Below are 14,789 nucleotides of genomic sequence, written 5' to 3'. Positions count from 1 at the left end.
TTAGATGATTTCTTTGAAGTCCGCGCCGGTGCTGGTCAGGATGAAGTTCAGCTCGATGAACTCCGCCGTCTTGGTCGGCTTGACGAACACGCGGGCCACCATTTCGTTGCGGTCGATGACCGCCGGGGTATTGGTCTCCTCGTCGCACTGGAAGGCGAAGTCGTAGAGGCCGCCCTTGTCCTTGATGTCCTGCAGGAAGGGGTTGATCAGGCGGCCGAGGGCACGCCAGGTCTGGGGATGGTTCGGTTCGAACACCACGAAGCGGGAGGATTCCGAGATGGCTTCCTCCATGAACATCATCAAACGGCGGACGTTGATGCGGTCCACGGCCGAGGGCTGGCTCTGCAGCGTCTTCTGCCCCCAGATGTTAATGCCGGTGTCGGGGAACACGGCAATCACGTTGACCCCCTCCGGATAGAGCACATCGCGTTCGCCTCGGCTGGTCTTGTAGGCCAGGGAGAGCGTATTGAAGATGCGGCCACGGTCGATACCGGCGGGCGCGTTCCAGACGTTGGTCTTCTGGTCGCTGCGGGCGATGCATCCCGCCACCGCGCCGCAGGGCGGCACCAGCTTCTTGCGCGAGTTCACCGGATCGCTGATCTCCAGCCAGGGGTAATAGAGCGCCGCGTAGGAGGAGTTGAAGGCCGCGTGGCTGTACATCCCTTGTCCCTTGCGGAAGTCGACCGCTTCGAGCGGCTCCAAATGCATGGGCGTGTCGGCCATGAACAGCAGGTCCTTGCGCCCTTCGGCATAGGCGATTCCGGCGTTGATCACCGGCACCGTCGTGACGCCGGGGACCATCAACAGGTTCAGGGCGTCGATCTCGTCAAAGCCATAGAGGCCGGTATGCTGCGAGGGATCGCCGATGAAGTCCGCATCGGCCAGATCGGTCAGACCATTGTCGCCGCCGCTGAGCGTGAACACGCCCAATGCCGGACGGTCGCCGGGCGTTCCCATTGCTGCGGCCAGATCCTGGACCAGGATGAAATCCGAACGTTCGTTGATCGCCAGCTCCACATGGTTCGGCAGCGTCTCGTCCATGCTCAGATCCTTGAACACCTCGACCACATCGCCTTTGTGCCGGACCACCAGGTTGAAATGATTGGCCGGATCGAGAGAACCGTCCTCGATGGAGATGGAGAGTCGGTCGCCCCAGACGCCTTCGTTCACGGCCTCGATCCGCAGGGCGTCGGCGGGCGTCGCCTCCCGGTTCTGCAGCACAATGGAAGATTTGAGCGCCGTCAGGGTGTCCCGGTCGGTGGAGTCGGTGAGATGGGCGATGCGGGTGACGTAGAGGACCGACCCGCCGTTGTCGAAAAACGCCCGTGCGGCGTAGGCCAGATAGCTTTCGTTGATATAGGAGCCGAAACGGTTGATGAACTGTTCCCAGCTCGTCACCAGCACGGGCTTGTTGATCGGGCCTTTCTCGGCCACTCCGACCATGGCAGCCGACGAGGTCGAGATCTGCTTCACATAGAAACTGAAGTCCGTTTCCCGGGTGTAAATCCCGGGCGATAGATAGGTCGGCATGGTTATTTCCTCCGCTTGCTGGTGGTCTTGGCCTCATCGGTTCCGGCGTCCTCGGTCGCCGTGGGCTTTTCCGGCTCCGGTTCCGCGCCGCCGGTCAGGTCGGTGATGCGCACCAGTCCGCGTTTTCCGGCGGTCTTGATCTCGGCGGAGAGGTCCTTGCGGGCGATGCTCTTGCGTTCTCGCGGCCCGAGGTGGAGGGTTCCCTGGCCGGAGAGGTTGAACGTCAGGGGTTGGAACTGCAGGTTTCTGATCTCGATCACGGTTGTTCTCCTTTACGGTTGAATGGTTCGTTGCTCTGTCACGTCGCCGTGAAACTGGAAGGTCCGGTCCCGGATCAGCCGACCGTCGCGCAGGTCGCCGTCGTACACCGGGCAGGATTCGATGCGGATGCGTCCGGAGCTCTGCCGGAGGTTGGAGAGGTTCACCCGGGCCAGGCCGCCCAGAGGAACCAGTTCGGTAAGGTTCAGGCTGCCCTGGTCGGCGATGGCGATCTCCGGGTGAAGCTGGAGGAACCGCGACACCGATTCGTGAAAACCGAGCAGTTCGGCCTCCCGGTCCACGGTCACCACCAGGTCGAAATCGAGGTGATAGAGCCGGGGAAACCGGCACTCCTCGAAACTCAGCTCCGCGACATTCTTCTCGAACAGGCGGCTCTGGCTGCGGCGGAAACGGTCTTCCGCCAGCTTCGGCCCCTGGAGGATGACGCTGGGGGTACGCTGGACCTCGAACAGGTCATCCGGGAACACCAGCACGGTGTCCGGGTGGATGGCCTGTTTGGCCAGGCGGATCAGGGTTTCTGTGACGGTCTGTATCGTGCTCAAGGGACGCCTCCGTTTTCTGCCTGGTTACTTACCGGAAGCGCTGGCGATGTGTCGGAGGCTCAAAGCGCGGAGCGGATCGCCTCGCGATAGTTCTGGAGGATCTGTTCGCGATACTTCTCCATCACCGGATGCAGAAAGGGTCTGGCGGGGATGACGATGGTCGCGCCGTTCGGATGTTTGATGGTGGCCCCGTACTCCATGACGGCACCGATGTTCACCATGTCTTCCCCGTCCTTGTTGACAGTGCCGCGCAGCAGGCCGACGAACGCCTTGTCGGCCATGATCTTCTGGGTGATGGCGTTGACGAGAAAGCCTGTGTCGATGAGCGCCTTGCTGGAACCTTTGCGCTCGATAGTGCTTGCGGCGAGTTTCACGAAGGCCTGTCCGCCAGGGGCCTGGGAGCGAATCCCCCGCTGGATCTCGCGCACCAGAAAAAGTGCGTTGCGGATCGTGGCCTGACGCAGGGCCGTGGCCAGGCGCGGCCCCATGCCGGTGGTCAGCTTGGCGCGGGCCTTGTCCCAGTCACCGGTCCGCCTAACGCCCATTGAGCTTCACCAGTTGCAGGTTCTTGTGGGTGACGGTGCCAAAGAAGTGTTCTTCTTCCACACTCTGTATGCGATAGGTTTCCCTGTCTGCGGCCAGGCGGTCTTCACCCCGGACGTCGGCATCCGGAAGGACACAGGCGAGCGCGTCGATCTTTCCGCTCAGCTCCTCCGGCGGGGTTTCGTTCAGTTCGAGGGGGACGACGGAGATTTCAGTGTATTCGGCATCGTCGGTGCCGTAGAGCCGCTCGCCGGGAACCACGCGCAGGACGCGTGCGGTCTGACCCGAGGAGAGGATCAGCCGGGCGACGTCGGCGACGGCTTCGGTGCGTTCCCGGTCATTCAACAACATCGAGGTCGATCCCTTGTTCGTAGATGACCGGCGTGAGGCCGCTCGGGGTCAGGATGTAGGATTCCTGATCGAGCTGGGTGGCCGGACGCAGCTCGGTGAGCCGCTGCCGGTAGTCGGCGAGCAGATCGGCCTCGAGCTTGGCCCAGTGGCCGGGCTGTCCGGTTTTGTCCACTCTCTTGTCGCCGCTGGAAAAGGAGAAGGCGTTGGCGGTGGCCGAACGCATGACCTGGCAGGCGTGGATCTGCGCCATGATCACCAGGAGCTCGCGGACCTCGCCGGTGGGATCGGGGGTGATCTCTCCGGCCGTGACCGACAGCGATTGGTCGAGGTCGCGCCCGACCCGGAAAACGGCCTTCCGGACGCATCTCTCCAGAGTCTGGTCCTCGAAGAGAGATGCGCCCGGATCGGACAGGTCGAGCCGCAGGTCGGCGATCAGGTCACTCAGCAGCACCTTGCAGGCCCTCCAGACGGCTCTTGAGCGCGTCGATCACCGTGCGGCGTTTCTCGGTTTCCATGTAGCCTTTGAGGGTCTCCGGATTGGCTTCCTCGTTGACCTTGGAAATCGCGTCGGTGGCGGAGAGCTTGCTCAGGTCCACCGGTTCCGCGTCCTGGTCGGGCTCTGGAGGGGCGAGCGGTTCCTGCTTCGGTTTGTCGGCCATGGCCAAGCGGCCATTCTTGAGCGCCGCCTGGATCTGCTTGGTGAGGCGTTCCACCTCGACCACCTGGCCGGGCTTGAGTTTCAGCCCGGCGTCGGGGATCACCAGAACGCCGGGACGGATGTTCTTGATTCGATTCATCTCACGTCACCTCCCGGATTACGGAACCAGTTTGACCTTGGCCATGATGTCAGGGCGGGTAATGCCCTGACCGATCTCGGACCACACCAGCCAGCCGGTCTTGAAGCGGGTCTTCTGATCGATGGACTCTGTCTTCAGGTTTTCGCGCACCGGCATCTTTCCGACCTCTTCATCCGGGACGATGATGATCTCGTCCAGCGGCATGGAGGCGGTCAGCAGAATGCCGCCGGTGCCGTAGTTCTTGATGACACCCTTCTGGCGCAGCTCGAGCTTGGTCTGGGGATCGAGGTTCCAGCCGCGCATGTCGTTGAACCGGCGGCCGCGCAGGACGATGTACTTCACCGACAGCTCCAGGTCCTCGATGATCGAGATGGCCTCGTTCAGTGCATCCTCGGTGAGCAGGTCGCCAGTGACCTCGATGGTGTTGGTCGCCGGGATGGCCGAGGAGAGCACCGAGATGGTGCGGCGGTCCATCTCCTTGCGAATAGCGTCGGCGGCGCTGGTCTGGATGTCCATCAGCGTGCCGATGTTGCCGTTCTTGAGGACGGAAACGTCCACCATCGGATTGGAGTGGATGCGGTTGGTGGGGAACTCGACCTCGTCCTTGCCCACCTCCTGCTCCTGGGCGTCGCCGTCCTTGCTGATCCAGTGAGCCTTGACGGTCGGTTTCTTCTGGTAGACCGGACGTTCGCCCTTGGGCAGCGTGTGCTTGGTGAGCAGCAGCGAGGAAATCTCCTTGCGCTTGATCTCCTGTTCGATGGGCGCGGCAATGGCGGCGGCAAGCGCCCGCATGCCTTCGGGCGACTCGAGAGCCTCGCTCATGAGCCGCGCCATGGTTTCCATGTACTCCTGGGAGTGGATCTTCAACTGATTGGTTTTCATGTGCGTTGGCTCCTTGGGTTAGACGAGCAGGCGGAATTTGAGGACGCCGCTCTGTACGGAAATGGCGTGGGCGACGACGTGCTCTCCGGCCGCGATGCCGTTGGTCAGCCGACCGCTCGCCGAAACTTTCAGGTCGTCTCCTGCGACGACGGTCCCTTCGAAGGCGTCGGTCTCGTAGACGCCGCCGTCACAGTAGATGCCGGGCATTTCGCCACCGACGTAATCCTTGATCAGGATGCCGAAGGAGCGCTTGGTGGGATCGGTGTTGACGGCGAACAGGTCGTCTCCGACCACGCGGACCGCCTGGCCGAGCTGGCCGTCGCCCTGGATGTGGCCGTCGCCATAGGCGAGGCTGCGGTGACACGGATTGATGAATGACATGGTGTTTCCTCCTTATGCGTTGATTTGCGAGTGTTCGGGAGAGTCCTCGCCGACACGGTTGCGGTAAGCGGCCATGAACCCGTCGCGCAGACGGTCCTCGAGCGACACCTTGCGGTCGTCCACATCGTGGGGCCGGACACCGGCGTCGCTGCGCAGCGGGGTTTCCGTCGATGCCTTGGCGGCGGGCTTGCCGCCCTGGTCGCTGTCGGCGGGTTTCTCTTCCTTGTCCTTGTCCGCCTTTGCCGATTTGGGCAGGCGCTCGTAAGCGGCCTCGGTGGCGGCAAAGGCTTCGTCGGACAGTTCGGCCAGGCGTTTCAGCTCGGCTTCCCGGTCCTCATCGGAAGCGAAGGAGAGTCCCTGCTTCTCCAGCCGGGTGAGCAGCTTCTTGGCCCGGGAGCGGCAGGCGGCCGCCTTTTGTTCGGCTTCCAGTTCCTGGACTCGTTTCTGCAGCTCGGCGACCTGGGCCTTGAGCTGCCGGTTTTCCTTTTCCAGGTCGGTAACGCGGGCAGGATCGCCTTCCTGCTGGGCGGGTTTCTTCTTGGCCGCTTCGACGGCCGGGTCATCGGTGGGTTTGGTTTTGTCTTCCATCGTGGAATCTCCTTCGGGTTGGGATTGGTCGGGCTGGCTCTGAAGGGACGCCACCTGCAGAATCCTGGCGTTCTCGTCCGCGCCTTTGCGGTCGAGCAGTCCCAGTCCGGTGAAAGTGACGCCGTGCAGAATCTCGAAAACGGGTTGGCCGTTGAAATCACGGCCCTTGAATTTGCGCAGGTGGGTGCAGTAGTCGGCCTTGTTCTGGAAGCGCTTGTGGCAGACCGAGCATTCGCCTTCCTGGTAGTCGCACTCCATGGAGACCTGGGAGATGATCCCGCGCTTCATCAGCTTGTAGGCCAGCCGGGCGGCCGGGGTGTCGTGGACGTACAGCTCGCCGACGCATTCCACGCGGCCGCCGTTGTCGTCCTCCAGGTAGTCGGCGGCGACGATGCCGCCGACGATGTCGTTGAACTCCTGCGAATGCTGCAGATCGACCTTCTTGTTCACGGCCGTCATATGCCGACCGGACAACTCCTCGGCGGTGAAGTGATCGCCGTTCTTGTTGGTCCCGGTGCGGCAGAGCACGAAACTGAACTGGGGGTCGCCCGCCGAGCCGACATCCATGGCCTCGGTCGCGAGGCGTTCGCCGTCGCCCAGCCGGATGTCCACGGGGATGCTGGTGTGAAAGTTCGCGGCGGCGGCCATCGGAACGGGTTTCTCCTCCCGCTCGGCGCTGGCCTTGGCCCCGGGACCGCAGACGAACAGGCGCTCCTTGGCGTTGGAAGCCTCGCCGTGCTTGGAGGTGATGGCGTAGTGGTGATCCTTGGACTTCATCCGGCTCTGTTTGCCGAATGAGCCGATGATCCGCTTCATCTCCTGCTCGTTGGGATAGGCGTGATCGCGGTAGGAGATCAGCCAGTGCGGAATGTGCTTGGCGTTGCCGAGAAAGGTCTGGAAGAACTCGCTGGCGTTGGCCTTGGTGACGGTCTTGTGGTCGGTCTCGTAATACTTGACCTTGGTGTCGGCCTTGATTTCGAGCCCTTCCCAATAGGTCATGAGCCCCTCCACAAAGTGGTAGGCCCGCTCGTAGTTGGTGGTCGAAAACTCGGTGGCGTAGGGCGGATCGAAGTAGGCCAGATCCGCCTTGGCTTTCGGCAGCAGGTCGTTGATGTCCTGCCGGTGTGCCTTGTTCTCCTTGTCGTTGTCGAAGACCAGGGCGTTGATACGCTGCAGATTCTTGCGCAGACGATCCTTGAACTCGTCGGGGGTGTCCTGGCGGCGGCCATAATCGGTGGACGACGAGAAGTGGCCGAAGCCACCCTTGCCGCTCATGCAGGTTTTGCCGAGGCCAAACAGGGCGATGTCTTTCTTGAAGCCGGAGAGCTTGTCGCAGTTGGCGCGGATGGTGTCGATCAGCGTATGGACACCCTTGGCGAAGAAGATGCCCTTGAAGTTGTCCTGAACGAAGCTGCCCGCCTTGGCGTTGTCGGCCAGAAGCGCTTCGATCTCGTCCTCGCTCAGGCGAACCGAGTTGTTCTCGATGATCGCCTTGGCGGCATGGTGGCAGTAGCGGAGCCGGTCGTTGGCGATGACCTGGAGGCCCTTGGTCTTGTACATGTAGGCCACGACCGCAGACCCCGAAAAGGCATCCAGCACCGTGCCAGTGCCTTCCGGGGTATGCTTCCAGATCCAGTCGACGAGCTTCTGCTTACTGCCAATGTAGTTGGTGATGTACTTGGGGCGCTTCTCGGGAGGGAGCTCTTCAGGAGCGGACTGTTCGGCGGCCTCGCTCCCGAGCGTGTCGGGATCGAGAGTCAGCGCCGCATCGGCCTCCAGTAGAAACGCCAGCCTTTCCAGGTCTGTGGCGAACAGTTCCATCAACGTCTCCGGTCAGTTTGCTGTGCTCTCCGCGATTTGCGGGGAGCGTTCAGCGGTTACTTACCGGAAGCGTTGGCGATGTGTCGGAGGGTGACGGCGAATTTCAGCGGGCGGAGTTCAGCCGCGTCAGAACGGCCTTGCCGCAGGCGTCGAGGGAGGGGTATTCGTCGCTCTCGGTGATCTCGGAAAAGACCCCGTCATAGGGTGAGCGGGACAGCCGGTGGTATTCGAGAAAATCCGCCGGAAGCGAGGTGGCCCCGGCCTCGACCAGACGGTTGACCACCCAGGCGGCCTCGTCCCTGCGGTCGGAAAGCCCGTTCGGCCCCCGCTCGAAGTAGTACATCTCCGCATCCAGACCGGGACCCGGCCCCTGAACCCAGACGCCCACGGGCACGTATTCCGGGACGGTGGCTTGCCGGTCGGCCATTATCGAGTCGATCATATAGCGCAGTTTCATGACCAGTCCTCCGCGATCCGGAGATGCTCTGCCAGAAGCTGGGCGTCGATCCGGTGGAATCTTTCGGCGTTTTTTTGTCGGTAGGCGATCCAGCGTTGCCAGTCCGCCGCGAGCTCGGGCTCCGAGACCGGCTCCATCATTTCGACATGGTGAATCCGGCCCAGATCGTCGGTTAGCTCGACAATCAGCCAGCCTTCGGCCTCCTTGCCGTCATGTTCGGCCATCAGGGTGTCTTCGACCCGGACATCGACCACTTTGATGGTGTGGGCGTGCTGAAAACCCTCGTCGTAACCGAGTGCCTTCCACAACAGCCAGAAATCGGTGCGCAGATGGTTGCCAGCGGTGTCGAAATGGGGTGCGATCCGGGTGACGGTGAAGCTATCCACCAGGGTATCCAGGAAGAGATCCCCGGTTTCCCTGACGGTCATGCGACTGCCCCGGTTGTTGAACCAGTGCAGCGCTTCCTGCAGCCGCTGTTTCTCTTGTTCGATAAAGTCCTTCATGGTCATTGTTTGCGTTTGCTCCAGCTTTGAGGAGTATGGACGATGTCCTCCACCTTGCGCCCGTCGGGTAGTTTCTTGATGCCGCGCCGGGTGAAACTCTGGATGATCTCCCGGCGTTCGTTGTCGCTTCTGGCGACGATGAATTCGATGTTGTCCAGCAGCGTCACCGAGTATTTGAAGATGGTCTCGTTGCCGTGGCGCTGCGAGAACCGCTTCCAGTCGTCGATGCTGGCCCCCCGGTTGCGCTGCACGTAGTCGTCAATCACTTTGCCGTAGGCGTCATGGTCGTAGCTGATGGCGTCCATGCGCCGCAGCATCTGTTTCTTGAAGTAGAGGGCCGGTGAGGCGTCGCTGGCCGGTTGCTTCTTGATGCGGGTGAAGAAATAGCTTGCGCCGCCGGTCTGCATGTCAGCCACCGGGGACATGCCGCCCGGAGCCACGCCCATGCGCATCTTCTCGACCGTGCTGACCATGGCTCCGTTGTTCTCCATGATCAAGTCGATGAAGCCAGACATGCTCTCACCGTTGGTCAGATCGTGGACCAGCGAATACCCCTTCATCTGTTTTTCCAGGTCATCCTCGGTGATGTCGAACCGGAACTGGTGCCGGTATCCGCCCTTGGCGTTGCGGTCCAGAAAGCCCGCCTGGTATTCGCCCAGCGGGTTGTATCCCGAAAGCTGGGTGATGTCCTGGACGCCCAGTTCCTTTTGCCAATAGCCGCGCAGGGCCTGGACCCGCTCGGTGGTGGTGGCGTTGCGGTCGTCGAGGGATTTCTGCAGCCGTTTGTAATCGGCGCTCTTGTCGGTCTTGCGGATGTAGGCGAGCTTTTCGAGGTACATCTGCTCGGCGTTTTCCGCCGTGGCCACCCGGGTGTCGATGCCGAGCTGTTCGAGCTTTTCCAGCATCGCCTCGACCCGTCCGGGGGTAGCGTCGCCGTCCAGGATCATTTCCAGCTCGCCGCGCTGGGCATAGAGGTTGGTGTCGGACCAGGGGCGATAGCGGACCCGGGTGCCGTCCTCGAAGGTGACGGTGTACTGGTGTCCGTCCTGCATGCGGGAGTTGTGATTGAACAGCGTCCGGTTGTCGATGTCGTCGGCCTCGACGGTAATGGTGCCGGAACCGATCCTGCGCTTGGTGTGGGTCACCTTGCCGCGTTCCACCTTGAACGGCGGATTCTCCTTGGGTTTCTGCGCGTCGAGCTTGGGTAGATACTGCTCGAAAACGCCGTTGGTGGCCCGGTCCCAGTCGACGGATTCTTCGATCTCCTTGACCCATTTCAGATAATGGTCCGCCATCTCCTTGACCTTGGGGTCGGCGCTCTTTTGCAGGGTCTCCAGTTTCTTGCGCAGGCGCAGGGCTTTGTCGATCTTGGTCCGGTTGTACTTGCCGTCGCCCACGTGGAAATTGACGTTTTTGACGGCGTCCAGAACGGTCTCGAAGAAGCTGTCTTCGACCAGCGGTTGTCCCTTTTCCCCGGCCGCCGTCTGCACATACCTGCGCAGCACCTCGTCGATGCGGCGGTCCGTGTCCGGCCGGATCTTCATCTTGACCACGGTGCGCTTCTTCCCCTTGAAACTCTCGGTGAAGATCAGCGCGTTCTGGTCCTCCACGTCGCCGCTGTCGAAGGGCAATGTCTTGCCTTGCCAGCCGAGTTTGCGGGCCTCCTCGACCAGGGTCTCTTCGGCGGCGGAGAGCAGCTTTTTCTTGCCGGTGGCGGCACTCAGCTTGTCGAAGCGGAAGCCCCGATCCCCCAGCACATCGGCGTAATAGCCCTCGAAGTCCCGCCGGAGATTGTGTTTCCGCTCCAGGGCAAGGTCGTAGAAATGCCGCAGCCCGGCCGGGTCCTTGGCGAACCGTCCCTCGGCGTAGGGTCGCAACAGATCGAGGTAATCCTCGTCGGCGATCTTTTCGACTTCCTGGATGTAGCGAAAGGTCGCGTTCGGATCGACCCGTACCTTCCCTTCCTTGGCCGCCCGGAAGACCTTGTTGTAAAACGGCTCTTCCTCGCCGCAGACACCGTTGGGGTGATAGTCGAGCGAGAGCTTGTCCTGCCCCAGAAACTTGAATGCCTGGCCTTTGTCGATGCCGTAGACGCGACCGTCCCGGGCGCGGATGAACTGCTTGGAATGTCCGTCGTGGTTGGCGATCAGCCAGTCGACCACATGCTCGCGCTGGATCTGCTCCAGTTCGATGGTGGTCAGATCCTGTGGCAGGATGTTGCGAAAATCGAAGTCGTCCCGCAGATCGGTACGCCATTTCTGGATGGAGCCGGTGCGGCCGTTCAATTGGATGGTGCGCACCTCGATGGAATGGGGGTCGATCAGGCGGCCAATCTTGTAGGCGGCTTCCTCTCCGAAGGCGATGAACTCATCATCCTTGCGGCCAATGGGCTTGAACAGCCATTTGTCGCCGTTTTCGTCGGTCCAGAACTCCTTTTCGTGTGCGCCGCCGACAGCGGCCTTGCCGGTTTTCTTGAATTTTGACGGCAGACCTTTCTGCTGCCACGCTGAATCGACTGTGGCGAACTCCGCGCCTTTCTTGACGATCTTGGGCTCGGGCGGCTTGACCGGGCTCGGCTGTGGAGCTGGTTTCGGCGGCTCTTTCTTCGGCGTGGCGGGCTTGGCAGGAGCGGTTTTCTTCTTGCCTCCATGCTTTTCGGCCCAGGCCGCGTGCTTGGTGTCGATGCTGGCCTGAACCGCCTTGATTTTCGCCGGGTCGGTCTCGGTGAAGAGCGTGGTCAGCTCGTCTTTGTTGGCCCACTGCCAATACTGGACCTTGGTCTCCTTGGCGAGCGTCTTGAGCTCTGCCGATTTCAGTTTTCCGACCTGATCCTGGAAGAGCTGTTTCTTGAGGGCGATTTCCTTGCTGTGGGCCGCGAGCAGCTCCTGGGGCAGATCGGTGCCGCCGGAAACCGCCTGTTCCGCCTTGGCAATCGCGTCGAGGAAATCCTTGTAGCCGGTCGGCGTGTCGGGAACGACCACGGCCTTGGCGGCGTCTTCGAGAGCCGTTTTCTGTTTCAGGATCAGCTTTTGTTTGGCCTCGTCGACCGTCTTTTTCTTGACCGACTGGGCCATGTCGGCACCGGCCTTCTTCTGCAGCGCCTCAACGAGCTGCTGCTTGTTCTTGAGGATGCCGATGCCGTGCTTCTGTTTGGCCGCCGATAGTTCCTTGCCCATCAGGCCGCTGTGATCCACGCCGGGTTCCAGCTTGTCCAGCAGCTCGATGGTCTCCTGTTTGGTCATGTTGAGGGAGATGCCGTTCTCCTTCGCCATCTCCTTGAGCTGCTGGGCGGTCATGCCCTCCAGCCCCTCGGCGGGAGGGATCTTCGCCATCTGGACGGCGAGCAGCTTGGCCTGCTTGAGTTCCGCCTGCTTCTGTCCGAGCAGCTCGACCAGTTCTTCCTTGGTCCGCAGCAGGCCGATCTTGTGTTCCTTGAGCTTGGCGCTGAGCGCCGCTCCGGCCAGGTCGCCGTGATCGATCCCCGGTTCGGCCAGATCGAGCAGCTTGATGAAATCGGCCTTGGTCCGGGCAATGGCCACGCCGTTTTGTTTCGCCAGGGTCTGGAGCTGTTTGACCGTCAGCGAACCGAGGTCGGCGATGTCGCCGTTTTCAAAGGCGCTCTTGAGCTTGGCGTTCTCCTTGGCCTGGGCGTCGGCCATGCCTTCCAGCACATGGGGCGGGAGAATGCAGGCGTCCCCCTGCGATGCCTGGGCGGCCATCTCGCTGCCGCAGACGGTCATCGGCCAGGCCACGATGTTAGTGCAGCGGCAGTGCGGATGCGCGGGTTGCTGAGGGAACTTGTCGATGGGAAAGGTCTTGCCGTCCAGGCCGCCGCAGACCGGGCACATGCGCTCGTCCTCCACGGCCAGCCATTCCAGTTTCTGGATGCCGACCCGCTCGTGGAACTTGAGCCTGCCCATGTTGTGGGCGCGGAGGACCTCGGTGCGGGCGATCATCTCCATGCGGTACTGCGCCTTGCTGAACACCCGGCTTCCGGCCTGGCGAAAGGAGTCCTTGTCGACGATCACCTTGCCCATGTCCCTGACGATGTCGTCGGCCCCCTTGCCCGTGGCGACGCCGTTCAGGATGGTGCGCTTGATGCCGTCTGCGAGTTCTCGGTGGACGTCACCGGCGAGCGTGAGGTTGTACTGCGCCATGAAGTCGAGGGCATTGGTGTCGACGATGGTGAACACCTTGGTGGCCAGCTTGTCGATGCCCTCGGGCTTCAGGTCGGCGTAGAACGGCAGCGCCGCGTCGGCGAGCTCTCCGATTCCCTGCTGGATACCGAGCTTGAAGGAGTCCTTGGTCGTCTTGCGAAAGACCAGGGTCTGCTCCCGCTTGAGCCGCTTCATGGTGTCGTCGAGTTCGAGCTGGAGCTTTTCCAGCCCCTTGAGAGCGGCGAGCTTGTTGTCCGGCAGGGAGCCTAGGGAGCGGTACTGGAGGATGGCGCGGGCGACCTCGTCTTCGGCCTGTTTCAGGGCCTGGGTGAGTTGGGCCGTGACCTGGTCGTTGTAGCGGTTGCGGGCCGTCAGGCTTTTCAGGGTGGCCGCCTGGATGCGCTGCTTGAGGTCCGACGGCATCAGTGGGGCTCCCGGCGGTCGATGAAACGACAGGCCGGGGCGTCGAAGGTGCGCTCGCTGTTGTGAACCCGGCAGTGGTTGGTGTCAGCAATGAAGTGGCTGCACTCGTCGCACACGGCCGCGTCGCCGGTGGACTCCAGATCGCCCGACCAGACCAAAGCCGCCTCCGCCGTGGGTTCATCGTCCTCGGCCGGAATGCCGAGCATCTTCCGGGCGCGAGGCACGCTGAGAATGCCGGAGACGACCATATCCACCACCGGCTTCACCTGCTTCTCGTCCATCAGGTCGATCTGCTTACGTTCGGTCTCGCGGTTGGCGGCCTCGATGTCCGGGTCCAGGTCCATCTTGAGCTGAAGGCTGGAGCGGCTGATGAGCTTGCGGTCGTAGAGTTCGATGAGGAGCTTCTTGAAATCGACCGCGTCGCTGGGGTCGAGGTCGTTGAAGATGAACTGGATGCTTTTGTCGCCGTGGCCGTTCAGCTCCATCCAGTCGTCGAACACCCAGTCGAGGAGCTTGCGTGCGGCCTGTTTGATCTCGCGGATCATGACCATCATCTTCTGCATGCTCACCGAGGCGGTGGCGAAATTAGGGCCATCGCCGGTCACCAGCGAGCGTGACAGCCCCAGGGCCACCACGATGTCTTCCTTCACCTCCTTGACCTTGTCCTCGACGTTGAGGACCTGGCCGTCGGTGCCGTGAGTTTCGACATTGACGTAGAACGGGACCACCAAGCCGCTTTTCATGTCCATCTTGTTGACCATGTCGCGGACCTGTTCGAGCATCCGCTGGTCCGGCATCACCATCTTCTGGCCGAACGCGCCGCCCACCTTGAGCAGGCGAAAGGGCGTAGCCCAGCGCTTGGCGATGGCCTGTTCGGCCCGGCGGTAATCGCGCAGCAGTTCGATGGCTTGAAAGGCTGGAAGCACGAGGGAGTTGCCCCGGGGCGAGAAGGCCGGTGCGTCCCATTTGAGGTGGACCACCTGTTCGACGGGTAGCGGGATGGATTCCCCGCCGCCGGGGGTGTCTTCGGGAAATTGCCGGGCCTCGATCAGCTCGCCCTGGGCGTATTTGACTTTGACCGAAACCGGGTTGACGCAGACCAGTTCCTCGATGTCCTGGCCGGACTTGGTGAAGCGCTTGAAGCCGATGGCGTCGCCTTTCACCAGGAGCTGAAGAACCATGTCCTTGATGAATTGCGTGATGTTCAACCGCCAGGCGGCCTCCAGTGCCTGCTCCTTGAGGGTCTCGTCATCGCTGGTGATCTTGATCTCGTCGCCCACGGCGAAGGTGCGCCAGGAGTTGACGCAGTTCTTCACCAGCGGCTCCTCGACATAGTATTCCCAGGCCTTGCGGGCGCGTTCTTCCCAGGTGGCCGGAATCGCTTCGGCGGCGTTCACCTTGGCAAAGGCGGCCGAGTCGAGCGCGGCCGCTGCTGCCATCGGCGCGATGACAAAGCCGGTGGTGTCCAGGCTTTCGGGTTGTTCGTCCTGATGGGCGGTGCTTTCCACGTGATCCTCTCGGTAGTTTCGGCCATG

14 protein-coding genes are annotated in these 14,789 nt (G+C 62.0%); all 14 read right to left on the bottom strand.

The genetic code is table 11. The annotated features are described in order from the left end of the window. Nucleotides 1-1,530: a phage tail sheath C-terminal domain-containing protein gene (locus tag QMG16_RS00825; RefSeq protein WP_281791778.1), complete on the bottom strand. Its 1,530-nt coding sequence runs from the start codon at nt 1,528-1,530 to the stop codon at nt 1-3. Nucleotides 1,531-1,532: 2 nt separating this feature from the next. Further along, a complete protein-coding gene (locus QMG16_RS00820) occupies nt 1,533-1,790 on the bottom strand; it encodes a hypothetical protein (protein WP_020886729.1) in 258 nt (85 codons plus the stop codon). A 12-nt stretch (nt 1,791-1,802) separates the two neighbouring features. Further along, nucleotides 1,803-2,351 carry a hypothetical protein gene (locus QMG16_RS00815; protein ID WP_281791777.1) on the bottom strand — a complete coding sequence of 183 codons (549 nt, stop codon included), beginning with the start codon at nt 2,349-2,351 and terminating at the stop codon, nt 1,803-1,805. Nucleotides 2,352-2,410: 59 nt separating this feature from the next. Further along, nucleotides 2,411-2,896 (bottom strand): phage virion morphogenesis protein, encoded by a 486-nt coding sequence (locus QMG16_RS00810; protein ID WP_281791776.1) that lies wholly within the window; start codon nt 2,894-2,896, stop codon nt 2,411-2,413. Beyond that, the gene (locus tag QMG16_RS00805) at nt 2,886-3,245 is read right to left on the bottom strand and encodes a hypothetical protein (protein ID WP_281791775.1); all 360 of its coding nucleotides are present in this window, start codon (nt 3,243-3,245) and stop codon (nt 2,886-2,888) included. Before QMG16_RS00805 ends, QMG16_RS00810 begins: the two co-directional genes overlap by 11 nt. Further along, on the bottom strand, nt 3,232-3,696 hold the full coding sequence (locus QMG16_RS00800) for a hypothetical protein (RefSeq protein WP_281791774.1): 465 nt from the start codon (nt 3,694-3,696) through the stop codon (nt 3,232-3,234). Before QMG16_RS00800 ends, QMG16_RS00805 begins: the two co-directional genes overlap by 14 nt. After that, on the bottom strand, nt 3,683-4,042 hold the full coding sequence (locus QMG16_RS00795) for a hypothetical protein (protein ID WP_011366970.1): 360 nt from the start codon (nt 4,040-4,042) through the stop codon (nt 3,683-3,685). The genes QMG16_RS00800 and QMG16_RS00795 overlap by 14 nt, the downstream gene beginning before the upstream one ends. 18 nt (nt 4,043-4,060) lie before the next feature. After that, on the bottom strand, nt 4,061-4,924 hold the full coding sequence (locus tag QMG16_RS00790; protein ID WP_049675249.1) for an HK97-fold major capsid protein: 864 nt from the start codon (nt 4,922-4,924) through the stop codon (nt 4,061-4,063). Between the two features lie 18 nt (nt 4,925-4,942). Continuing rightward, on the bottom strand, nt 4,943-5,305 hold the full coding sequence (locus QMG16_RS00785) for a hypothetical protein (RefSeq protein WP_281791773.1): 363 nt from the start codon (nt 5,303-5,305) through the stop codon (nt 4,943-4,945). A gap of 12 nt (nt 5,306-5,317) precedes the next feature. Next, complete coding sequence (locus tag QMG16_RS00780; protein WP_281791772.1) at nt 5,318-7,714, bottom strand: DNA adenine methylase; 2,397 nt, start codon at nt 7,712-7,714, stop codon at nt 5,318-5,320. A 103-nt stretch (nt 7,715-7,817) separates the two neighbouring features. Beyond that, nucleotides 7,818-8,171 carry a hypothetical protein gene (locus QMG16_RS00775; protein ID WP_281791771.1) on the bottom strand — a complete coding sequence of 118 codons (354 nt, stop codon included), beginning with the start codon at nt 8,169-8,171 and terminating at the stop codon, nt 7,818-7,820. After that, nucleotides 8,168-8,680, bottom strand: coding sequence for a hypothetical protein (locus QMG16_RS00770; protein WP_281791770.1), 513 nt, complete (start codon nt 8,678-8,680; stop codon nt 8,168-8,170). The genes QMG16_RS00775 and QMG16_RS00770 overlap by 4 nt, the downstream gene beginning before the upstream one ends. Beyond that, nucleotides 8,677-13,254 carry a minor capsid protein gene (locus tag QMG16_RS00765; protein WP_281791769.1) on the bottom strand — a complete coding sequence of 1,526 codons (4,578 nt, stop codon included), beginning with the start codon at nt 13,252-13,254 and terminating at the stop codon, nt 8,677-8,679. Before QMG16_RS00765 ends, QMG16_RS00770 begins: the two co-directional genes overlap by 4 nt. After that, on the bottom strand, nt 13,254-14,762 hold the full coding sequence (locus QMG16_RS00760; protein WP_281791768.1) for a phage portal protein family protein: 1,509 nt from the start codon (nt 14,760-14,762) through the stop codon (nt 13,254-13,256). Before QMG16_RS00760 ends, QMG16_RS00765 begins: the two co-directional genes overlap by 1 nt. Nucleotides 14,763-14,789: the final 27 nt, after the last annotated feature.

It is taken from the genome of Desulforhabdus amnigena (genome assembly GCF_027925305.1).
Lineage (GTDB): Bacteria > Desulfobacterota > Syntrophobacteria > Syntrophobacterales > Syntrophobacteraceae > Desulforhabdus > Desulforhabdus amnigena.
Note: the sequence above shows the minus strand (reverse complement) of the source record. Positions and strands in the feature narration are given on the sequence as shown.

What these genes read in the sequence shown, in the direction of transcription:
- QMG16_RS00825 (WP_281791778.1), bottom strand. Translation starts at nt 1,530, where the DNA reads ATGCCGACCTATCTATCGCCCGGGATTTACACCCGGGAAACGGACTTC.
- QMG16_RS00810 (WP_281791776.1), bottom strand. Translation starts at nt 2,896, where the DNA reads ATGGGCGTTAGGCGGACCGGTGACTGGGACAAGGCCCGCGCCAAGCTG.
- QMG16_RS00805 (WP_281791775.1), bottom strand. Translation starts at nt 3,245, where the DNA reads ATGTTGTTGAATGACCGGGAACGCACCGAAGCCGTCGCCGACGTCGCC.
- QMG16_RS00795 (WP_011366970.1), bottom strand. Translation starts at nt 4,042, where the DNA reads ATGAATCGAATCAAGAACATCCGTCCCGGCGTTCTGGTGATCCCCGAC.
- QMG16_RS00790 (WP_049675249.1), bottom strand. Translation starts at nt 4,924, where the DNA reads ATGAAAACCAATCAGTTGAAGATCCACTCCCAGGAGTACATGGAAACC.
- QMG16_RS00785 (WP_281791773.1), bottom strand. Translation starts at nt 5,305, where the DNA reads ATGTCATTCATCAATCCGTGTCACCGCAGCCTCGCCTATGGCGACGGC.
- QMG16_RS00780 (WP_281791772.1), bottom strand. Translation starts at nt 7,714, where the DNA reads ATGGAACTGTTCGCCACAGACCTGGAAAGGCTGGCGTTTCTACTGGAG.
- QMG16_RS00775 (WP_281791771.1), bottom strand. Translation starts at nt 8,171, where the DNA reads ATGAAACTGCGCTATATGATCGACTCGATAATGGCCGACCGGCAAGCC.
- QMG16_RS00770 (WP_281791770.1), bottom strand. Translation starts at nt 8,680, where the DNA reads ATGACCATGAAGGACTTTATCGAACAAGAGAAACAGCGGCTGCAGGAA.
- QMG16_RS00765 (WP_281791769.1), bottom strand. Translation starts at nt 13,254, where the DNA reads ATGCCGTCGGACCTCAAGCAGCGCATCCAGGCGGCCACCCTGAAAAGC.